18 protein-coding genes are annotated in these 21,159 nt (G+C 45.2%); 7 read left to right on the top strand and 11 right to left on the bottom strand.

From position 1 onward, the window contains the following. The first annotated feature begins 92 nt into the window (after positions 1 to 92). Both R7E51_RS11765 and queC read left to right on the top strand, forming a co-directional pair. Positions 93 to 434: a helix-turn-helix domain-containing protein gene (locus tag R7E51_RS11765; protein ID WP_005377299.1), complete on the top strand. Its 342-nt coding sequence runs from the start codon at positions 93 to 95 to the stop codon at positions 432 to 434. 67 nt (positions 435 to 501) lie between these two features. Then, positions 502 to 1,158 carry a 7-cyano-7-deazaguanine synthase QueC gene (queC, locus tag R7E51_RS11760; protein WP_005377298.1) on the top strand — a complete coding sequence of 219 codons (657 nt, stop codon included), beginning with the start codon at positions 502 to 504 and terminating at the stop codon, positions 1,156 to 1,158. Positions 1,159 to 1,468: 310 nt separating this feature from the next. Here the strand turns inward: queC and queE are convergent, their stop codons facing one another. Beyond that, positions 1,469 to 2,119, bottom strand: a complete 651-nt coding sequence (gene queE / locus R7E51_RS11755; RefSeq protein ID WP_005377296.1) for a 7-carboxy-7-deazaguanine synthase QueE — start codon at positions 2,117 to 2,119, stop codon at positions 1,469 to 1,471. A 216-nt stretch (positions 2,120 to 2,335) separates the two neighbouring features. On the opposite strand from queE, the gene R7E51_RS11750 reads away from it, so the two are divergent. Next, positions 2,336 to 3,145: a Cof-type HAD-IIB family hydrolase gene (locus R7E51_RS11750; protein WP_005377294.1), complete on the top strand. Its 810-nt coding sequence runs from the start codon at positions 2,336 to 2,338 to the stop codon at positions 3,143 to 3,145. A 160-nt stretch (positions 3,146 to 3,305) separates the two neighbouring features. Here the strand turns inward: R7E51_RS11750 and R7E51_RS11745 are convergent, their stop codons facing one another. The 10 genes from R7E51_RS11745 to R7E51_RS11700 form a co-directional block, all read right to left on the bottom strand. Continuing rightward, entirely contained in the window at positions 3,306 to 4,751 is a 1,446-nt protein-coding gene (locus R7E51_RS11745; protein ID WP_206958244.1) for a bifunctional NUDIX hydrolase/phosphatase PAP2 family protein, read from the bottom strand. Positions 4,752 to 5,136: 385 nt separating this feature from the next. Beyond that, complete coding sequence (locus R7E51_RS11740; RefSeq protein ID WP_206958243.1) at positions 5,137 to 6,468, bottom strand: trypsin-like serine protease; 1,332 nt, start codon at positions 6,466 to 6,468, stop codon at positions 5,137 to 5,139. A 191-nt stretch (positions 6,469 to 6,659) separates the two neighbouring features. Beyond that, a complete protein-coding gene (locus R7E51_RS11735) occupies positions 6,660 to 7,139 on the bottom strand; it encodes a GNAT family N-acetyltransferase (protein WP_005377290.1) in 480 nt (159 codons plus the stop codon). Between the two features lie 189 nt (positions 7,140 to 7,328). Next, the gene (locus R7E51_RS11730) at positions 7,329 to 9,206 is read right to left on the bottom strand and encodes a propionyl-CoA synthetase (protein ID WP_206958241.1); all 1,878 of its coding nucleotides are present in this window, start codon (positions 9,204 to 9,206) and stop codon (positions 7,329 to 7,331) included. A gap of 77 nt (positions 9,207 to 9,283) precedes the next feature. Continuing rightward, the gene (gene prpF / locus R7E51_RS11725; RefSeq protein ID WP_005377286.1) at positions 9,284 to 10,480 is read right to left on the bottom strand and encodes a 2-methylaconitate cis-trans isomerase PrpF; all 1,197 of its coding nucleotides are present in this window, start codon (positions 10,478 to 10,480) and stop codon (positions 9,284 to 9,286) included. A 9-nt stretch (positions 10,481 to 10,489) separates the two neighbouring features. Continuing rightward, entirely contained in the window at positions 10,490 to 13,081 is a 2,592-nt protein-coding gene (gene acnD, locus R7E51_RS11720; protein WP_136976232.1) for a Fe/S-dependent 2-methylisocitrate dehydratase AcnD, read from the bottom strand. A 156-nt stretch (positions 13,082 to 13,237) separates the two neighbouring features. Continuing rightward, the gene (gene prpC / locus R7E51_RS11715) at positions 13,238 to 14,380 is read right to left on the bottom strand and encodes a bifunctional 2-methylcitrate synthase/citrate synthase (RefSeq protein WP_005377283.1); all 1,143 of its coding nucleotides are present in this window, start codon (positions 14,378 to 14,380) and stop codon (positions 13,238 to 13,240) included. Between the two features lie 132 nt (positions 14,381 to 14,512). Then, a complete protein-coding gene (gene prpB / locus R7E51_RS11710; RefSeq protein ID WP_005388185.1) occupies positions 14,513 to 15,409 on the bottom strand; it encodes a methylisocitrate lyase in 897 nt (298 codons plus the stop codon). A 12-nt stretch (positions 15,410 to 15,421) separates the two neighbouring features. Further along, the gene (locus tag R7E51_RS11705; RefSeq protein WP_005377279.1) at positions 15,422 to 16,135 is read right to left on the bottom strand and encodes a GntR family transcriptional regulator; all 714 of its coding nucleotides are present in this window, start codon (positions 16,133 to 16,135) and stop codon (positions 15,422 to 15,424) included. A gap of 264 nt (positions 16,136 to 16,399) precedes the next feature. Next, entirely contained in the window at positions 16,400 to 16,798 is a 399-nt protein-coding gene (locus R7E51_RS11700; RefSeq protein ID WP_017633774.1) for a GFA family protein, read from the bottom strand. Between the two features lie 265 nt (positions 16,799 to 17,063). Here R7E51_RS11700 and R7E51_RS11695 point away from each other — a divergent pair, with 265 nt between their 5' ends. The 4 genes from R7E51_RS11695 to R7E51_RS11680 all read left to right on the top strand — a co-directional run bounded on the left by R7E51_RS11695 (position 17,064) and on the right by R7E51_RS11680 (position 21,109). After that, positions 17,064 to 18,035, top strand: a complete 972-nt coding sequence (locus R7E51_RS11695) for a tripartite tricarboxylate transporter substrate binding protein (RefSeq protein ID WP_005388181.1) — start codon at positions 17,064 to 17,066, stop codon at positions 18,033 to 18,035. Between the two features lie 238 nt (positions 18,036 to 18,273). Then, positions 18,274 to 18,768 (top strand): tripartite tricarboxylate transporter TctB family protein, encoded by a 495-nt coding sequence (locus R7E51_RS11690; RefSeq protein WP_005388179.1) that lies wholly within the window; start codon positions 18,274 to 18,276, stop codon positions 18,766 to 18,768. 19 nt (positions 18,769 to 18,787) lie between these two features. After that, the gene (locus R7E51_RS11685) at positions 18,788 to 20,314 is read left to right on the top strand and encodes a tripartite tricarboxylate transporter permease (RefSeq protein ID WP_005388177.1); all 1,527 of its coding nucleotides are present in this window, start codon (positions 18,788 to 18,790) and stop codon (positions 20,312 to 20,314) included. 279 nt (positions 20,315 to 20,593) lie between these two features. Beyond that, positions 20,594 to 21,109, top strand: coding sequence for an adenylate kinase (locus tag R7E51_RS11680; protein WP_104979245.1), 516 nt, complete (start codon positions 20,594 to 20,596; stop codon positions 21,107 to 21,109). Positions 21,110 to 21,159 lie beyond the last annotated feature (50 nt).

Below are 21,159 nucleotides of genomic sequence, written 5' to 3'. Positions count from 1 at the left end.
CGACCTCGGCAATAACTAAGCATTACTTAGTATACACAAATCAGAAAAACTAAGATAATCTTAGTCATCCAAGTCCTTCGTATGAACTTTAAGTGTTGTTTAATAATCCACTCCCAGCCCGCCTTAAGCATGCGCGTAAACAAGCGAATCTATCCCAAAAAGCACTGGGCATCCGTATCGGCATGGATGATAGTTCTGCAAGTGCAAGGATGAATCAATACGAAAGGGAGCGCCATACTCCCGACGTAAAAACGCTCAAACTTATCGCAGATGAGCTAAACGTACCTCTAAACTATTTTTTTTGTGAAGATGAAATCACCGCTGAACTTGCTGCGAATCTCCACAAGCTGTCAAATGATGACAAGCAAAGAGTGCTTGAGAGCACAGCCCAGTTGATTGCGGACGCAATCGTCACGAACAAGTCGAGTACGTAATTGGGATTAAACGCCTAAGAATACGTATCAATACCAAAGAATCAAAGAGCATAACTAAGGGTTCAACATGGCTACAACAAAAGCACTTGTGGTTTTTTCCGGTGGGCAGGACTCTACGACCTGCTTAATCGATGCATTAAATACATATGATGAAGTTCATGCTATAACGTTTGATTATGGCCAGCGTCATTCAGATGAAATAGATATCGCTATCGAATTAGGTAAGCAACTTAACATCAAAAGCCACAAAGTCCTGGATGTAAAATCAATTAATGAGTTAGCGATAAGCTCGCTGACAAGAGACAACATTCCGGTATCTAATGACTTAAGCGACGCTAACGTACCCAATACATTCGTTCCAGGGAGAAACATTCTCTTTCTTACTTACGCATGTATCCATGCTTACCAGCTTGGCATTCAAGACATCATTACGGGAGTTTGCGAAACAGACTTTAGTGGTTACCCTGACTGCCGAGACAACTTTATTCGCTCTCTAAATCTCTCTTGCAATTTAGGTATGGATAAAGCCTTCAATATTAAGACTCCTTTAATGTGGCTTACTAAAGCCGAGACCTGGGCTCTAGCTGATAAGCATAATATGTTGGAATTTGTTCAAAACAATACTTTAACATGTTACAACGGAATCGTTGGTAAAGGCTGTGGTGAATGCCCAGCGTGCCTACTGCGACAAAGCGGCTTAGAAGAATACTTAGCGAGCAAATAGTCTTTGTTAGCGGTAATAGCGCTGGGATAAAACCTTTTGCGTTAGCTTCTAAACGTTTTATCTCAGCGTGAAACTCCAGCCAACAGAGCTTCATTTTGATGCCGCCAGATTGGTGGCATCAATTAAATGCGAAACGATTGTCGAACCAAAGATAGCACCACACCACAACAGCCAACACTGCTTAGCTTTTACAACGCTATAAATTGTTTAGATATATCGACAATGTTTCGATAGCAAAGCTACCAACGGCATTACTCGCGAAACCGGAATTAGATAGAAAAGCTACCTCGAATGATGACGAGTCTCTCGTCTAAGCAATACTCAAATATTTATGAGTTTGAACAGACAAACGCCAATTGCGGGCAATGCACGTATCAATACACAATTGCGTAGCACGAGGCTTCTGGCTAATTGGTTGTAGTGCAATGATAGTCTCAGCCGCTACGTTCGCATTTGCTAAAAGATCATCAAGGTGGTCGATGTCTTTCTGGGTGCCGACTGGATGCTTAATCTCATTTGCCCGCTCTAATGCGCTATTAAGCACTGGTAATTTACCTTTCATTGCTACTTTTGGTGACACTGTCACCCACGTATTTTCTGAAGTAATCACTTCTGATGTGCCACTGGTTTCAATTTGGCATTGGCACCCCATATCTTCAAACGCCTTTGTTAAAGGGCGCAGATCATAAATACAAGGCTCTCCACCAGTAATCACGATATGCTTAGCATTAAAGCCTTGCTGTTGATATTGCTCTACGATGTTCTCGGCAGATGCAACACACCACGTCGGAGAATCTTCCGTTTTCACCAGAATATCGCCTATTTGACGTTGATCATTCTCATCTGCATACCACGTTTGTTTGGTATCGCACCATGAGCAACCAACCGGACACTCTTGAAGCCGAACAAAAACAGCAGGGACTCCAGTGAAAACCCCTTCCCCTTGGATGGTTTCAAACATCTCATTTAGCTTATACAACGCAGAACTCACTCAACTCATAACATTTCGAGGCGAAGACCATAATGGACACGCGTGTCTAGGTCAATTTAAACCAAAAATTAATTGTTAAAATAGACCATTTTGTAGTTTCATAGCGTAATGAATATAGGTTTCTGGTTAACGTTAAACCAAGCCTTATTCACTGACAGCTCCCAAAAAACTTTAAGGTAAGAAATGATGTATAAACTGATCGCACTAGATATGGATGGCACGCTACTCAATAGTGATAAAGCCATTTCTGAAGAAAACAAACAAGCGATCGCAAGAGCTCGAGAAGCAGGCGTTACTGTCGTTCTCGCTTCTGGTCGCCCATTAGAAGGAATGCAAGACAAGCTCGACGAACTGAATATCCATTCCGATCGAGATTTTGTTCTTTACTATAACGGTTCGATGGTCAAGAACGTAGGCACAAACGACATCATCCACCAGCAAATCATAGATGGTAAAGCTGCAAAATTGGTGGCGCGAAAAGCCGAAGAGCTAGGTGCGTACGTCCATGCTTTTAGTCAAGTTCATGGTTTAATCACCAACGAGCACAACTCTTACACCGATATTGAAGCAAAGATAAATGGCTTAAATGTCACCGAGATGAACTTCGAATCACTAGAAGACGATCATCCAATCATCAAAGCTATGATGGTTGCAGAGCCAAGCAAACTAACAGAAGTTATAGCAGCACTGCCAGCTGAAATGCGCGAAGCGTTTACGGTTGTTCAAAGCGCTCCGTTTTTCCTTGAGTTTCTTAACCCTGCGAGCAACAAAGGTATTGGTGTTGCCGCAATTGCCGAGTATCTGGGAATTAAACCGGAAGAAGTTATCTGTATGGGTGACGCAGAAAATGACCACCACATGCTGAAATACGCTGGCCTTGGTATCGCGATGGCAAATGCAATGGAAGAAACCAAGCAAATCGCTGACTACATTACGGCAAGTAATGATGAGCACGGTGTCGCTAAAGCTATAGAAAAGTTCGTGCTCAATGCATAGCCCTTTCCGCCATGTCTGTTGCGTTAAGCTTCTTACGTTTAACACCCCTAGCCGTCCAAGATAGGCAAGCGGCGTTTTTCGTGGACTAAACGTGTAAAAGCCTTGCTGTAATGCAAGGCTTTGTTTTTACTCAAATACTAATAGATAACAAATACAGCCATCAATCTAGCAACGTTTTGCTCGGTTGGTTTTCACAAGTCAGCTTCCTTGCAAGCAGCATAAATAACAACATTAATAATGGATAATGTAACGTCGACAAGACTAATGACCACAAACCGCTAAACGATACGATAATAGCCGAGTACAAATAGAGTTGATCAACAAGCAACAATGCCAGCGTTACAAAGATCATCTGCCGAGTATCTAAATGTGCTTTCGACTCTTTAAATGTCATGACCAACGCTGATGCAGTGATTAAAATTGCTAGCCAGCGACCAAACACAGGTAATGGCCAGATGACGGAGATGACCGCTGTTGTCGCAGTCATAATGAACCAGACGCCTTTTGAGCTTAGAACTTGATCAACGTTCACATCTTGATTTGTCTCCAGTCGAAGAACATGCCAAGCCACCAAGCTACCTAACAGCGCGCCAAATAACATATCTAAAATAAAGGCACTGCCGAGGAAAAACTTACCTGACACCACTGTAAGAGTGATGAACACGAAGACTGCCGTTGTTCCATTCAAACCAAAATACTGGGTTCTATGAAACAAGAACGTCAGCACACAAAACCACACAGCGATAGGCAAGCTAGGAAAACTAAAGCCAAAGCTGTGCGTTAACTCCATCATTGGTATATAGACATGTGGGCGCGGTAGCGAAAAGCCTTGTTGAGCGACAAGCACCATAAGCGACGTTGCACTAATTGCGAAAAAAAGTCGGTACACAAACCGGCTACCAAAGCGCATCATGGCAAAAGGAAATAGAAAGAGTAGTACCGTTGGTTCTGTCAGATCTATAACGAGTTTCGAGATCTGACTAGCTACCTCGTAACTCGTTTCTGACAACGCCCCTACCCAACTCTGTATATCTATCAGCCACGCCAATTCAACCTGACGAAATGAAGGCGCGGATTCAATCAGCTGAGTCACATAAGATACAGATTGCTTTGTAGCTTGATCAAAAAACTGAGTGACTTGTGGCCATTGCTCAGGATAACGATACAAAGATGATGGTAATTCAGATGGGCTAAGCAGCATAGCTGACGCAACTTCTACTCCATAATGAGGGGCAAACCAAATAGGCAGTTCATTTCCACCTAAAGAGTTATTCATAGAAAAAGCGATAATGTCAGAGTCTGATATACAGTCGTAAAAAATCGCAGTGTCCGTTCTGCCAAGCTCCTCTCCAACCGTAACCACTATACCGGTTTCTTCCCACGTTTCTCGTTGAGCAGCAACTTGTGGAGACTCACCATCAATAATGGTTCCGCCAGGTAGAGAAATCTTATCCGTTAATACTTCATGAACTAGCACTAACTTGTCATCAGCGCGAACAATACAGAGCGCTCCTTTAACTTCGCTCGCAGTGGCTTTAGCCGTAGAGATCGGTGAAACAGGTAACAAAATAAAACAAAGGATGAGTAATAACAGCTGTCTCAACACAAAATATGACCTTAAATAAACATAATGATAACCAATGAATCATGGCAGTTAATCTTATCTTTTTCGACAAAAATTAAGTAACGAGTTATGCCAAACTGAGTTGATCGCGTAAAACCTGATCTCAACGCTCACTGGAGAATAATTTAATGCAAACCTGACAAAAATCAGACAAAACATAAAATGTTGATCGCAATTCTGCCAGTTATATAAAGATAACGTCAGGAAAAAGTCATACACATTTTGTGGGTTCTCATAGTTGACACAATAAAAAAGGGCTTATTATTCGCAAACAATAAACCCCAGTTATGGTAACTATGTACTGATCGTTGAAACCAAGAATGAATCTTATCTCATGGTCAACGAATCAAATTCACTGGCCCGATCGTTAGTTAGACGTGCAATTCTCATCGCCTACTTTTTGCCAAACACCCCAAGGCCCTGAGTCTGCTGGGTTATCACCTTGAGTCCACCACTGCGCTTGCCAAACTTTACCATTCCAAGTGACCGTATCTCCTTTGAGATACACTAAGCTGGCTTGCCATACAGTTGTACAGCTATCTGTGGGAGGCGTTGTCACCGTTTTCGCTTGAGCAGATACTAACGCTTGGTATTGTGTGCTGGTCTTATCAACGTTGAAGTTCAAAGCCACTCTTGCTTCTCCGCTCTGAGTAGCACCAAATTCAACATCAACACGACAACTTGCATTCATTGCTAACGTCGCCTTAGAGCACTGATCATTGGCAATAACAGCTGCATCAGTAACACCCGAAGCAAACGCGCGAACATTTTCCACAGTGAACGTGGTGTTCCCTGAATTCTGGATAACAAAGCTATGTTGCTGTAACTCCCCAACATAAAATGATGCCAGTGTCTGTTCGGTGGTGTATCCAACAGAAACATTCTCTTTTGGTGGTGTTGCTGTTCCGATAACACCATCGACAAAATTGCGCATAGCAGCGATATCGCTATAAACCCCATACATACCAGGACGAGCACAACCTATTCCCCAACTGACCACACCAAGTTGAGTAATTACACCACTGCGATTAATGACGATTGGACCACCACTATCTCCCTGACAAGAATCTATCCCACCTTGAGGAATACCCGCACAGAATGACACTTCTCCAACCGTTGTGTAGTTGCCACCGGCTTGACGGCAAGTCATATCCGACACAAGTGGGACGTCAACCTCTTGCAATCGAGACGGAGAGCTTCCTCCTTCAGAAGTTCGCCCTAAGCCAGCAACACTAAGCCAATCTCCGATGCTCGCGTATTGCGTTAGACTGCCATCGGCAATTTCAACTGAAGAAACACCTTGAGGAACAGAGTCGAGCTTCAATACCGCGAGGTCATGAGAAAGCGTCGCGCGGCGATATGCCGGGTGCATATGGATCTCACTGACGTTTGCACGAACACCATCACTACCGTTATAAACAACGCCACCGATTTTAACCGCAATCTGATTCGGAGAATCACCCTCAACACAATGTGCAGCAGTCAGGACGTAACCATTCCCGATATAACTGGCCCCACAATATGATCGGTTACCATAACGACTAACAATTTGGGTGTAGAATTTCCAGTCACGTGGGTCGGCAGTTACTCCGCCTACGATCTGGGGTTGGATAGTATGATTTTGCGTCTGTGACAAATCATCAGCACTTGCGAACATTGGCAAAACGGCTAAAGCAAGTAACGATTTTGTTAGTTTCAAAATATTGTCCTCTTGTTTTTGTAAGCACGATCCTCGTGCTACTAATAAACAAGCAGACAAAAACGCCGATACCAATGTGGGTGCATATCAATTTGTTAACATTGCGAGCAACTTATAGAGAAAAGTCTATTGACGAACTGAATGATTTCAATTCGATCGAACCTAAATCACAATATTAAAGTTAAATACGATTATTCGTTCAGCGGTTTTCTTAAATAGTGGATATGGTGTGCAAACCCTTGTTTTTCATACAAAGATATTGCGCCCTGGTTAAAATGCCATACTTCAACAAACATCTGTTTTGCACCGTAATCAGAGAACGTTGACTCAATTTTATTAATCAAAGCCTGCGCCGTACCTTGTTTTCGATATTCAGGCAGCACATAGAGCTCATCCACGCTTCCCATCATAACTGGCTGGCTGACGGTAGAAATAAGTTCACAGAAGTGACCAGAAATAAAGCCAATAATTTCATCTCCTTGTTTTGCTACGTAAACAAGGCACTCAGGGTCGTCAATATATCGAGCAATGCTTTTTTCTTGTTCTATCTCCTCTGCCGTTTTGAAAAGCTCAGGAGATTGAAGATGATGCTCATCATGAAGCTCGAACATAAGATCGTTGAGCAACTCTAGGTCGCTAAAACACGCAGGTTTAATCGCAAACGTGGTCATACAAAGGGTCACTAAAAATGGAATGGCTGTAGTTTGTGAGGAAAACGTCGTATTGGCAAGTCACAAATGCTTTCACGATACGTTTGTACTGTTTGAACAACAAAAAGGCCCCTGCACTTAATAAACGTACAGAGGCAGAACCAACCAACAGAGTTCGAGGATCAGGGGTTAGTTAGAATTGAGTTTTTCTCAGCGTCGTAGCACTCGCTCAATTTCGTTCAAGCTACTTGGGTCATCAATCGTTGACGGAACGGTGTATTTTTCACCATCAGCTATTTGACGTATAGTTCGACGCAAAATTTTACCTGAACGTGTTTTCGGTAAACGGTCTACAACCAACGCATGCTTGAAGCAAGCAACTGCACCTATCTCACTACGCACTTTGCCCACAAGCTCACCTTCAAGGTCTAGCTCATCCACTTTTACACCGTCTTTTAGTACCACAAAGCCAAGTGGAAGCTGACCTTTTAGATCATCGTGGATACCAACCACCGCACATTCTGCAATCGCTGGGTGGCCTCCTACTATTTCTTCCATTTCACCTGTCGACAATCGGTGTCCCGCGACATTAATCACGTCATCAATACGTCCCATAATAAACAGGTAACCGTCTTCATCCAGATAGCCACCATCACCTGACACGTAGTAGCCTGGGAATTGGCTAAGATAACCAGTTTCAAAACGGTCATGATTACGCCAAACCGTTGGCAGACAGCTTGGTGGTAGCGGACGTTTTAATGCGACAAAGCCTTGTAGGTTAGGCCCGACAGCCTCTCCAAGTTCATTCAGAATCTCGACCTGATAACCCGGAATGGGCTTCGTCGAAGAACCAGCTTTAACTGGCATCATTTCGACACCTGTCGGGTTGCCCGCGATGGCCCAGCCCGTCTCGGTTTGCCACCAATGGTCAATAACGGGCTTGTCCGCTTTGCTCTGAACCCACTCCAGTGTCGGAGGGTCAAGGCGTTCTCCCGCCATAAAGATGGTTTTCAGATTCGACAAGTCGTACTGTTTTAAGTGCTCGCCTTCCGGGTCCTCTTTCTTAATCGCACGAAACGCCGTTGGTGCAGAGAACAACGCATCTACTTTGTATTCATCACACACTCGCCAAAATGCGCCAGGATCCGGTGTTCGAACAGGCTTGCCTTCGAATAGGATGGTAGTGCAACCGTGAATCAGTGGAGCGTAAACAATGTAAGAGTGCCCTACTACCCAGCCCACATCAGATGCCGCCCAAAAGACGCCATCTTGAGGAATGTTATAGATTGCGCTCATGGAGTACTTCATCGCGACAGCATGACCACCGTTATCACGCACAACGCCTTTCGGCTTACCTGTCGTACCCGATGTATAAAGTATGTAGAGCGGCTCGGTTGCTAACACCGGAACACAACCATGTGGCAGCGCTTGGTTGTACTCTCGCTGCCAATCTAAGTCTCTTTCTTGGTTTAGCTCAGCGTCGCACTCTGGACGTTGGAAAACAAACACTTTCTCAGGCTTCCAACGGCTGTCCATAATGGCTTTGTCTACCATTGGTTTGTATGGAATGACTTTGTTGATCTCAATCCCGCACGACGCCGTCATGATCACTTTCGGCTCTGCATCTTCAATTCGTACAGCAAGCTCATTAGGTGCAAAACCGCCGAATACTACGGAATGAATAGCCCCCAAACGCGCGCAGGCAAGCATCGCCATTGCGGCTTCTGGGATCATCGGCATGTAAATAACGACTCGGTCGCCTTTTTCAACACCTTGAGCAGACAGCATGCCAGCAATTTTGGCTACTTGGTCACGTAGATCGCTATAGGTGTACGTGGCTTTACGACCTGTCACTGGCGAGTCATAAATGAGTGCAGTATTATCACCGCGTCCTTGCTCGCAATGGTAATCTAATGCTAACCAGCACGTATTCATTACACCATCTGGAAACCAACGTTCTATGCCGTTTTCATCAGATTTCAAGATAGTTTTAGGAGATTCGAACCAATCGATATTCTCCGCTTGAGCGCGCCAAAAACTCTCCGGTTCATTCTTCGCCCATAAGTATTCTTTTTCGTATGAAGACATATTGCTTCCTCCAGTATGTCCTGACATTGCTCTCGTTCTACTCAAAGATCGCTCTTTTAATCCAAAGATCGTCTCTTTTAATCGAAGACATAGAAGGGTACACGCACAAATCCCTCCATCAGTATTCTCGCACTTCGGCTCATAATGGCTTTTTGCACCACCCAGCCCTGCTCAGTTTGCTTCGCTTGTGCCCCAACTTTTAACGTTCCTGACGGGTGACCAAAAGTCACGGACTCTTTTTCACCGCCACCAGCGGCTAAATTCACTAACGTTCCGGGCACACACGCAGCAGAAGCAATAGCAACGGCTGCTGTTCCCATCATTGCATGATGTAGCTTGCCCATCGACAGCGCGCGAACGAGCACATCAATATCCGACTCATTAACGGCTTTACCACTTGAAGACAGGTAACTTTTCGGTTTAGAAACAAACGCTATTTTCGGCGTATGTTGGCGTGTTTGAGCTTCTTCTAAATCAGAAATCAGGCCCATTTTTAACGCGCCATATGCACGGATGGATTCGAACATTGCTAATGCTGTGTCATCGTTGTTGATATCGTCTTGCAGCTCGGTGCCCTGATATCCTATCGATTCAGCATCAATAAAAATGGTTGGTATGCCCGCGTTAATAAAGGTCGCGTTGAACGTACCCACATCCGGCACCACCAAATCATCAACTAAGTTGCCCGTTGGGAACATACTTCCTTCGCCATCGGAAGGATCAACAAAATCCACTTGAATCTCTGCCGCTGGAAACGTGACACCATCGAGTTCAAACTCTCCGGTTTCTTGGACGAAACCATTGACGATTGGCACGTGAATCAAAATCGTTTTGCTTATGTTCACTTGCCAAACACGCACCGTCACAATGCCATTTTCTGGAATACGGTCTTGTGGGATCAGACCAGCATGAATGGCGAAAGGACCGACAGCGGCAGACAAGTTGCCGCAGTTACCACTCCAATCGACGAATGGTTTGTCGATCGACACTTGGCCAAATAAGTAGTCAACATCGTGATCGGCTCTGCTGCTGCGCGAAACAATCACTGTTTTACTGGTGCTTGACGTCGCGCCCCCCATGCCATCAATTTGCTTCGCGTAAGGATCAGGGCTGCCAATAACGCGTAGCAACAGTTTGTCACGTGCGGCTCCAGCCACTTGCGCTTCTTGAGGTAAATCCTCTAGGTTGAAAAAGACACCTTTACTCGTGCCGCCACGCATGTACGTCGCGGGCACTTTTATTTGGCTTGTTTGATTCGGAGTATTATTTGACATACGCACTCCTTATTGTGCCAAGAAATCTTGCGCGAAACGCTGCAGAACACCGCCCGCGTTGTACACGTGAACTTCGTCAGCGGTATCTAAGCGACAAGTAACCGGAACATCGACTTTCTCACCATTGCTACGTGTAATAACCAAGGCTAAATCTGCACCCGGCTTGATTTCACCAACCACGTCATACAGTTCAGTACCATCCAGTTCTAATGTATTGCGATTAACACCCGGCTTAAATTGCAGTGGTAACACGCCCATGCCAACCAAGTTAGTTCGGTGAATGCGCTCAAAGCCTTCTGCAACGATTGCTTCTACACCAGCCAATCGAACGCCTTTTGCTGCCCAGTCACGAGATGAACCCTGACCATAGTCAGCACCTGCAACAACAATCAGTGGTTGCTTGCGGTTCATGTAGGTCTCAATCGCTTCCCACATGCGTACAACCTGACCTTCCGGCTCGATTCGCGCCAGAGAACCCTGAACCACTTCACCGTTCTCTTTCACCATTTCGTTAAATAGTTTCGGGTTAGCAAAGGTCGCGCGTTGCGCCGTTAAGTGGTCACCACGGTGAGTCGCGTAAGAGTTGAAATCTTCTTCTGGCACACCCATTTTCGCTAAGTATTCACCTGCTGCGCTGCTTGCGAGAATCGCGTTGGATGGTGATAAGTGATCAGTGGTGATGTTGTCGCCCAGAATCGCCAATGGACGCATACCAGACAATGTTCTTTCTCCCGCTAGCGCACCTTCCCAGTACGGTGGTCGGCGGATATAGGTACTCATCGGACGCCAGTCGTACAGCGGGTTGGGATTTTGCTCTTGATCATTCAGCTTAAACATCTGAATGTAAACTTGCTTAAACTGCTCTGGTTTAACATGAGTACCGACAACTGCATCGATCTCTTCATCGCTTGGCCACAAATCATTGAGATAAATTGGTTTGCCGTTTTGGTCCGTGCCAAGCGCATCGCGCTCGATATCAAAACGAATGGTACCGGCTAGTGCATAAGCGACAACCAATGGTGGTGAAGCCAAGAAAGCTTGTTTGGCGTACGGATGGATTCGACCATCAAAGTTACGGTTACCAGAAAGCACCGCTGTTGCATATAAATCACGGTCGATGATCTCTTGTTGGATTTTTGGATCCAGCGCACCACTCATACCGTTACAAGTTGTACATGCGTAACCAACAATGCCAAAGCCAAGCTTCTCTAGCTCTGGTAATAAGCCCGCTTCTTCCAGATACAAGCGTGCAACTTTAGAACCCGGAGCAAAAGACGATTTCACCCACGGTTTACGTACAAGACCAAGTTCGTTGGCTTTCTTCGCCACAAGGCCAGCAGCAACCACGTTTCTTGGGTTACTGGTATTCGTACATGAGGTAATAGCAGCGATGATCACTGCACCATCTGGCAACTCGCCTTCTTTCTCTTCCCACGCTCCAGAAATACCGCGCTGTGCCAACTCAGAAGTTGGTAAACGACGATGAGGGTTTGACGGACCAGCCAAGTTACGGCTAACTGATGATAAATCGAACTCAAGTACGCGCTCATAAACGGCGCTATCAAGATCGTCTGCCCAAAGACCGGTTTGTTTTGCGTAATTTTCTACTAGAGCAACTTGTTCTTCATCTCGACCAGTTAGTTTCAAGTAATTGATGGTCTGCTCATCAATATAAAACATGCCAGCTGTTGCGCCGTATTCTGGTGTCATGTTTGAAATCGTTGCGCGGTCTCCGATCGTTAGATCACGTGCGCCTTCTCCGAAGAATTCAAGATATGAAGATACCACACGCTCATTACGCAGAAACTCAGTAATCGCGAGGACAATATCCGTTGCGGTAATGCCCGGTTGACGTTTACCCGTCAGTTTGACACCGACAATATCTGGTAGACGCATCATTGATGGTCGGCCAAGCATGACGGTTTCTGCTTCCAGACCACCGACACCTATCGCAATAACACCAAGAGCGTCTACGTGAGGTGTGTGACTGTCCGTACCCACACAGGTGTCTGGGTAGGCAATGCCCTGCTTTGCTTGTACCACAGGAGACATTTTTTCCAAGTTGATTTGGTGCATGATGCCATTCCCAGCTGGAATCACGCTGACGTTTTCAAACGCTGTTTTACACCACTCGATAAAGTGAAATCGGTCTTCATTACGGCGCTCTTCAATCGCGCGGTTTTTGTCGAAGGCATCAGGGTCAAAGCCCGCATGTTCAACCGCTAAAGAGTGGTCAACGATCAATTGTGTCTCAACCACTGGGTTCACTTTTGCAGGATCGCCGCCCTGATCTGAAATGGCATCGCGTAGACCCGCTAAATCGACTAGAGCGGTCTGACCAAGAATGTCATGACAAACAACGCGTGCTGGATACCAAGGAAAATCAAGATCGCGTTTGCGTTCAATTAACTGTTTCAGGCTATCTGTCAATGTGTTCGGGTCACAGCGACGGACCAGTTGCTCAGCTAGCACGCGAGAGGTATAAGGGAGTGTTTCATAGGCTCCAGGAGAAATGGCATTGACGGCTTCGCGTGCATCAAAATAATCCAGTTGAGTTCCCGGAAGCGGCTTACGATATTGGGTATTAATATTTGTGTTCATGGTTTGCTTCCATTCAGTCTTTACATCTTGCCTTCATCAAGGTTTTCCATTGCTCCAGAAACACAGTGATGAGAGGATCTCCTTCCTCTGTTAGAGAGAATGACAAAGGAAGGAGGTGGTCAACCAAAGCATATAATGCCCTCGTTGACCTTCGCGCTAGCGATTCTCGATAGGCACCCATTCTTGATGATCTGGGCCCGTATAATCGGCACTTGGGCGAATAATACGGTTATTGGCACGCTGTTCATAAACGTGTGCAGCCCAGCCCGTTAAACGACTCATCACAAAGATTGGGGTAAATAGTTTGGTTGGAATGTCCATGAAGTGGTAAGCCGATGCATGGAAGAAGTCCGCATTACAGAACAGACCTTTCTCTCGCTTCATCACTGATTCAACACGCTCAGAAACCGCATATAGATGAGTATCACCAACTTGTTTCGATAGCTCTTTGGACCATCGTTTTATTAAGGCGTTGCGAGGGTCACTTTCACGATAAATCGCGTGACCGAAGCCCATGATCTTGTCTTTATTGGCTAGCATTTTCATGATGTTCGCTTCCGCCTCGTCGGGCGTTTGCCAATCTTCAATCATTTCCATCGCCGCTTCGTTCGCACCGCCGTGAAGTGGCCCACGAAGCGTACCGATTGCCGCCGTGATACAAGAATGAATGTCTGACAACGTTGATGCACAAACGCGTGCTGCGAATGTAGAAGCATTAAACTCATGTTCAGCATAAAGAATGAGCGAGCAATGCATCACTTGTTTGTGCAGCGCAGATGGCGCTTTGTCTGTAAGTAATCGTAAGAAGTAACCACCGATGCAATCTTCAGTCTGATCCTCGGTGTTGATACGCACGCCATCATGACTAAAGCGGTACCAGTAACAGATGATGGCAGGGAACAAGGCTAGCATACGTTCGGTTGCTTTCAGTTGCTCCTCGAAGCTCATTTCCTGCTCTAGGTTACCCAATACAGAACAACCCGTGCGCATTACGTCCATTGGGTGTGCGCTTGCAGGAATTAACTCTAAAGCTTGTTTTAGCTCGGCAGGCAAACCTCTAAGGCTGAGTAGGTGTGTCTTGTACGCATCAAGTTCTTGTTGATTCGGCAAGTGACCGCGTAACAGAAGGTGAGCCACTTCTTCAAACTGTGCGTTGTTCGCAAGATCAGTAATATCGTATCCACGATAAGTTAAACCAGTTCCCGTTTTTCCGACAGTACATAAAGCTGTGCTTCCTGCGCTTTGACCACGAAGGCCCGCGCCACCTAATTCTGCTTTCTTTTCTGCAGTTTGAGACATTGTTTGAACTCCTTTTCTGTCTGACTTTTCCCTCTCTGGGGTGTTTTTAGCCAAACGAATTTCACGTTATTAGATGAGATAAATTCCGATTATCTTTTTCTTGGGCTTCCGTCTATTTTTGCTTTTCCCCCGCTATTTCCCTTCAGAGAATAACTGGTCAAGTTTGTCTTCGTAGTCGTGGTAATTCAGGTGCTGATACAACTCTTTACGTGTTTGCATCGAATCAACCAGTGCTTCCTGATTACCCACTTCTAGCAAATGTTTGTAGACCGTTTCAGCAGCTTTGTTCATGGCACGGAACGCACTTAATGGATAAAGCACCATGTCCACTTTTGCTTTCGCTAGCTCATCGCAGCCATACAGCGGTGTCGCGCCAAATTCTGTAATATTCGCCAGAATAGGAACGTGCTTTCCGGTCGCTTGCTCAAGCGCATTTGAGAACTGAAGGTACTGGTCCAGCTTGTTCATCGCTTCTGGGAAGATCATGTCTGCGCCAGCTTCCACACACGCAATCGCGCGCTCGATTGCGCTGTCCATGCCTTCAACAGCTAACGCGTCAGTACGAGCCATAATCACGAAACTTTCATCATTGCGTGCATCAACCGCGGCTTTTACACGATCAACCATCTCTTGCTGGCTGACTATTGCTTTGTTCGGACGATGACCACAACGTTTCTGTGCAACTTGGTCTTCCATGTGCACCGCTGCCGCGCCTGCTTTTTCCATCGCTTTGATCGTGCGAGCAATGTTAAATGCACCGCCAAAACCCGTGTCGATATCAACCAAAAGAGGCAAATCACATGCGTTAGTGATGCGGTCAACGTCAACCAAAACGTCGTTTAATGTTGTGATACCGAGATCCGGCAATCCGTATGACGCATTTGCGATACCGCCACCAGACAAGTAAATCGCTTGGTGACCCAAGTTTTTTGCCATCATGGCGCAATACGGGTTTATAGTGCCGACAATTTGTAGTGGATTATTTTGTTCAATGGCGAGTCTGAATTTCGCTCCCGGTGTTAAGCTCATGACGAATTCCTTCTAGTCTTTGTCTAAACTTTCTGTATGTATAATTTGAGATTGGATGAGCTTTCGACTTCCTGATATGTGTCTTCTCATCAACATTTCTGCAAGCTCTTCATCGCGATTGCGAATGGCTTCCAAAATGAATTTGTGTTCGGTGAGCGCCTCATTCGGGCGAGATTGCGCACGTGGCGACTGGTAACGATACATCCGTAATAAGTGATAGAGTTCATCACACAGCAGAGATATTAACTTACTGTTTCTGCTCGCTTGGATGATGCGATAGTGAAAATCAAAGTCACCATGTTGATGGAAGTAAGACGCGCCTTCCATTTGGTCTATATGCTTGGAATGTGTCGACAATAGCATTTCCAAGCTTAAGAGCTCTTCTTGCGTAATGTGTCGCGCAGCTAACCTTGCCGCCATGCCTTCCAATGCTTCTCGAACGGCATAAAGTTCTATCAGCTTTTCCGGAGAAAAAGTGGTCACTCTAGCCCCAACATGAGGAATTCGCTCGATGAGCCCTAGCCCCTCTAAGCGCATCAATGCTTCACGCAAAGGCCCACGACTGACTTGATATTTCTTTGCTAGCTCAGGCTCTGATATCTTATGGCCAGGCTTCACATCGCCATTAACAATGACTTCAATCAGTGTTTCGGTCAGCGTTTCGGATTTGGTGTGTTCTTTCTCAGAACCCAGCACTTTATAACGAGCTTTCAACTCAGAGTTCATATTCAGATACTCTTGTTACCGACATCGAAATGTCTACAATTTCTTAACCTGAATATAAAGTAGTCGATCAAAGTGTCGACAATCAAGTAAATTGTCGACAATTTAGACTAAGGTCGTAATTTAAATGGGCCTAAAATGCCCGTTAAGTGCCTTTTTTAGCAGAAGTAAAGAATGGTGAGTTCACATTGTCGACAACTTATAAACCTTTAAGCTTATGATCTAAAAACTAAAAGCTCAGCTGTCGAACAATAATCGGATAAAAAGCTATTCTTTAGGTACAAATTGATCAAAGACTTGTTGCGAAGTCATCTTTTGTGAAGCGGAATTGAGGTCATAATAAGCTGGCTTTTCATCGGTAAAAATCTCTAAAGTGAGTTTGAAATCTGGGTTATCGAACAAACCAGCGGAAAGAATGTACTCACCTGTCGGCAACAAATGGTAGAAAAGGTTTGTGCCACACTCACCGCAAAACCCCCTCACTCCCCAGTCTGACGACTGATAACGTTTAGGTTCGCCACCTTTAAACGTCACGTTAGGCCCACAATGCACCGCATGAAGTGCGCCACTCGACCATTTTCGACACATAGAGCAATGGCACAGGCTAACCTCATTTTTAACCTCAGCGATGACTTCAATTGCGCCGCACAAACACGTCCCTTTCATTCTCTTTTCCTCGTTCATTTCCGTCATTTTATTATGGCCTACCAAAGCGTAAAGCCGCGTGACCTAACACCAACTTCTCGCCGTGAACTTTATGAACAAAATAACCGAAATGCTCAATATTCTCTTTATATCTCTTTTACAGACAGATATTTAACACTTAATTAACCTTTACACCAAGTTCAGCTTTAACGCTTACAAGGCATGACAACTGAGCAAAAACAATAAGGCTCAACTAAATAGAGTCGCTAACATAAGGAACGTGAACATGTTAAAGGTACTCAAACCAACGCTCGCCGCTTCAATCATCGCAGCTTCATTTTCATTCAACGCTCTTGCTGCAGATATTGAAAAAATGCACTTTCTTATCCCGGGAGGTGCCGGTGGCGGTTGGGACATGACCGCCCGAGGTACTGGTGATGTATTAATAAAGTCGGACATCGTTGAAACCGTATCATTTCAAAACCTATCTGGTGGTGGCGGTGGCAAAGCAATCGCACATTTGATTGAAACGGCTGATCGTCAAGAAGATACACTCATGGTGAACTCAACACCGATCGTCGTTCGCTCGCTCAGTGGGATCTTCCCACAATCTTTCCGCGACTTGACTCCTGTTGCCGCAACGGTTGCCGATTATGGCGCCATTGTTACATCAGCCGATTCTCCTTACAGCTCTTGGGAAGATGTCGTTAAAGCTTTTAAAGAAAACCCTCGTAAAGTGAAGGTTGCTGGTGGCTCTGCTCGTGGTTCTATGGATCATTTGGTTATAGCAGCGGCTTTCAAAGGTGAAGGTTTTGATGCGCGCAAAGTTCGTTACATTGCCTATGATGCAGGTGGAAAAGCCATGGCTGCCCTACTTTCAGGCGAAACACAACTGCTCTCTACAGGGTTAGGTGAAGTACTCGAAATGTCTAAGTCTGGGCAAGTGAAAGTGTTAGCGATTACAGCACCAAAACGTTTAGAAGCTGCGCCTAACATTCCAACTCTCACCGAATATGGTAATGAAACTGTCTTTGCTAACTGGCGTGGATTCTTTGCAGCACCAGGCACAAGCCAAGAAAAGCTAGATGAATGGAATGCCGCATTTACTAAAATGTATAACACCGACGAATGGCAAGTCGTTCGAGACCGCAATGGTTGGATCGACAACTATAAAGCGGATAAAGCATTCTTCGCGTTTCTTGAAGATCAAGAGCAACAGATGGGTGACTTAATGCGCGAGTTAGGCTTCCTGAAGTAACAGTCGAATTGGGGTCCCTCAGATACCAACCTCAATGAATAACGTAGGTTGGTATTTCCCCATTGTATTTGCACTCTAAGTTTCACCGCATATGGACATTGTCAACAATCGGCATGCACACTCCTTTGTTTATATACCCAAAGCTGCTCGACTAGCAGCGAAATGCTTAATTGTTAATGGTTTAGTTTATTCATTGACGTCCATATGCGGTCTTTTTTACTTTTGTTAGGAGTTGAATATGCCTCGTTCAACCAACTTTTTCACCAAAGAGTATTTGCTCTGTCGTGACCGCGTCGGCGCAATGATCTTTCTACTCTTCTGTCTTTGCTACGGTTATCAAACCTCGCAGATTCCATTGTTTCCAGGTGATGAGTATGAACCATTCACCGCACGTACTCTGCCAACCATCCTGACTTACGTTGGTGTCGGCCTTTCTTTGCTATTGCTGGTGACAGGACAACCAGATAAACAAAGTGGCGCAGTGCTGACCTTCAATTGGAAGTTACTGATTGCCTTTTTAATTTTAATGGCGCTCTACGGCGTGGGCCTGACTTATCTAGGTTTTGTGATAGCTACTGGCTTCTTTTTATTGGCTGGCTTTTATCTGCTCGGGGAAAGACGTAAACCCGTTCTGTTTGGCGCGTCGTTTCCATTCGTGATCGCGTTCTACTTATTACTCACTCAAGGTTTGGACATCTATCTCGAACCGGGTTTGATTTTCACCATCTGGTAGTCAAAGAAAGGACTGAATTATGTTAGATGGAATTCTACAAGGTTTATCCACCGCAGTAATGCCAATGAACATTATGATGGTGATCGTTGGTTGCTTCGTCGGTACATTTATCGGCATGTTACCTGGACTTGGGCCGATCTCAGCCATTGCTTTGATGATCCCAATTACTTATGGCCTAGAGCCCTCCTCTGGCCTTATTTTAATGGCGGGTGTTTATTACGGTGCGGTATTTGGTGGTTCTACATCGTCGATTTTGATCAACGCGCCGGGTTGTTCTTCAACCGTGGTGACAGCATTCGACGGCTACCCAATGGCCCAAAAAGGCCAAGCAGGTAAAGCATTAGCTTTGGCAGCTTATTCATCTTTCACTGGCGGAACGCTATCTGCCATTATGTTGCTTGTTGCCGCACCAGCATTGGCTAGCGTCTCCCTTAGCTTCCAATCGTCGGACTATTTTGCGTTGATGCTACTTGGGTTATCAGCAGTCGCGGCTTTTGCGGGGAAAGGTCAGGTAATCAAAGCGTGGATGATGACCATTCTTGGTTTGATGCTATCTACAGTTGGAATCGATAAAGGCGTAGGCGTTGAACGCTTTACCTTCGGTTTAACGGATTTAATGGATGGCTTTAGCTTCTTGTTGCTTGCAATGGCGACATTCGCACTGGGTGAGACGCTGATGGGCATCCTTAAACCATCAAAAGACACCAGCGATGAAGAACAAGAAAAGCTGAGCAACATTGGCTCAATGAAAGTGACCAAGGAAGAAATCAAAGATGTTGCGCCTGTTTCAATTCGCTCTTCAATATTAGGTTTCTTCACTGGCGTCCTTCCTGGCGCAGGGGCAACCATTGCTGCTTTTTTAAGCTATGGTATGGAGCGCAACCTCGCACCTAAAGAGAAAAAGGATGAGTTCGGTAAAGGCAGTATCCGTGGTTTGGTTGCGCCAGAGTCAGCAAACAACGCAGCGTCTAGTGGTTCATTTGTTCCACTTCTAACGCTTGGTATTCCGGGTTCTGGTACAACAGCAATAATGCTCGGCGCTCTGATCGCTTATGGTATTCAACCTGGCCCTCGCCTGTTTGTTGAACACCCAGATGTGTTCTGGTCAGTGATCATTTCCATGTACTTCGGCAACATCGTACTTGTGATCCTGAACTTACCGTTGATTCCGTATATTTCAAAGCTTTTGGCGGTTCCAAGAACGGTGCTTCTACCGATGATTTTATTCTTCTCAATCACCGGGGTTTATTTGGTCTCTTTTAACACTATGGATGTGTTCGTGATGCTGATTGTGGCTATGGCTGCCATTGCACTTCGGCTCGCTAACTTCCCGCTCGCACCTTTATTGCTGGGCTTCATCCTTGGAGGATTAATGGAAGAGAACTTACGCCGCGCATTAATGATTTCAGATGGAGAACTGAGTTTCCTATGGGAGCGTCCTATTACCCTTACCTTTACTGTTTTAGCTGTATTGGTATTGGCAAGTCCACTAATCGTAAAGCTGATTCAAAAGTTTAAAGCACAGCCAGTCAGCGTTGAGCAGTAATCGCTGTCTCTTTCAACCTAGATAAAGCCATCCATCGTGATGGCTTTATCTTCCGCCCTCCAAATCGTTCGCTTATTGTGCAGATGGTATTGACAAATCACTGTCGTTATATGAAGGTGATTGTATGAACACACACTTAGCGCAACTTAACCAACGAATTATCATCATTCCATAGGAATGGTGGGATTTTTTGATGCGCTCAGTATTTATCGAACCCACCCATAGCGGTGGGTTTTCTGTCTCTACCGTATGGGAAAAGCTCTCTTGGAGGCGGTCACTATGCAAAAAATAGCAGTTTTTGGTAAACCCGGTAGTGGAAAATCGACGGTAAGTAAAGTAATCTCGTCGGCTACCGGTCTTCCTCTTCATCAATTAGATTCAATAGTATATAAACCAAACGGTGATCCCGTTGAGCGTAGCGTTTTTGATGAAGCCCATAGCAATATACTAAGCTCAGATCGTTGGATTATAGATGGCCTTGGACCGATCAGCTCTTTCAACGCTCGTTTAGATGCAGCCGATACTCTCATTTATATTGATCTACCATACTCAGTAAGCTATTGGTTTGTGACGAAACGTCTCCTTAAAGGACTATTCATTAAACCTGAAGGTTGGCCTGATGGTAGTTCGGTACTGAAAGGAACGTTACAAAGCTACAAAGTTCTTCAGCAATGCCCCGCATTCTGGAATGATGACTTTATGTATCGCCTCGAAGGGTACTCTCAAAGTAAAGCCGTTCATGTCATCAAAAACGTTACAGAACTGAACAATTTTGTTTTAGAGCGGGTAAAGTAAACCTCATATCAGAACATTAGAGCATGTAGGTTAGATCATCTGAAGCTCTA

The organism is Vibrio sp. Vb1166, assembly GCF_033338695.1.
Taxonomy (GTDB): Bacteria; Pseudomonadota; Gammaproteobacteria; order Enterobacterales; family Vibrionaceae; genus Vibrio; species Vibrio alginolyticus.
This window is presented reverse-complemented; position numbering and strand designations above follow the sequence as displayed.

Bases quoted from the DNA above. Each gene is read 5' to 3' on its own strand.
- queC (WP_005377298.1), top strand. From the start codon at position 502: ATGGCTACAACAAAAGCACTTGTGGTTTTTTCCGGTGGGCAGGACTCT.
- queE (WP_005377296.1), bottom strand. From the start codon at position 2,119: ATGTTTGAAACCATCCAAGGGGAAGGGGTTTTCACTGGAGTCCCTGCT.
- R7E51_RS11750 (WP_005377294.1), top strand. From the start codon at position 2,336: ATGTATAAACTGATCGCACTAGATATGGATGGCACGCTACTCAATAGT.
- R7E51_RS11735 (WP_005377290.1), bottom strand. From the start codon at position 7,139: ATGACCACGTTTGCGATTAAACCTGCGTGTTTTAGCGACCTAGAGTTG.
- R7E51_RS11730 (WP_206958241.1), bottom strand. From the start codon at position 9,206: ATGTCTTCATACGAAAAAGAATACTTATGGGCGAAGAATGAACCGGAG.
- prpF (WP_005377286.1), bottom strand. From the start codon at position 10,480: ATGTCAAATAATACTCCGAATCAAACAAGCCAAATAAAAGTGCCCGCG.
- acnD (WP_136976232.1), bottom strand. From the start codon at position 13,081: ATGAACACAAATATTAATACCCAATATCGTAAGCCGCTTCCGGGAACT.
- prpC (WP_005377283.1), bottom strand. From the start codon at position 14,380: ATGTCTCAAACTGCAGAAAAGAAAGCAGAATTAGGTGGCGCGGGCCTT.
- prpB (WP_005388185.1), bottom strand. From the start codon at position 15,409: ATGAGCTTAACACCGGGAGCGAAATTCAGACTCGCCATTGAACAAAAT.
- R7E51_RS11705 (WP_005377279.1), bottom strand. From the start codon at position 16,135: ATGAACTCTGAGTTGAAAGCTCGTTATAAAGTGCTGGGTTCTGAGAAA.
- R7E51_RS11700 (WP_017633774.1), bottom strand. From the start codon at position 16,798: ATGAAAGGGACGTGTTTGTGCGGCGCAATTGAAGTCATCGCTGAGGTT.
- R7E51_RS11695 (WP_005388181.1), top strand. From the start codon at position 17,064: ATGTTAAAGGTACTCAAACCAACGCTCGCCGCTTCAATCATCGCAGCT.
- R7E51_RS11690 (WP_005388179.1), top strand. From the start codon at position 18,274: ATGCCTCGTTCAACCAACTTTTTCACCAAAGAGTATTTGCTCTGTCGT.
- R7E51_RS11685 (WP_005388177.1), top strand. From the start codon at position 18,788: ATGTTAGATGGAATTCTACAAGGTTTATCCACCGCAGTAATGCCAATG.
- R7E51_RS11680 (WP_104979245.1), top strand. From the start codon at position 20,594: ATGCAAAAAATAGCAGTTTTTGGTAAACCCGGTAGTGGAAAATCGACG.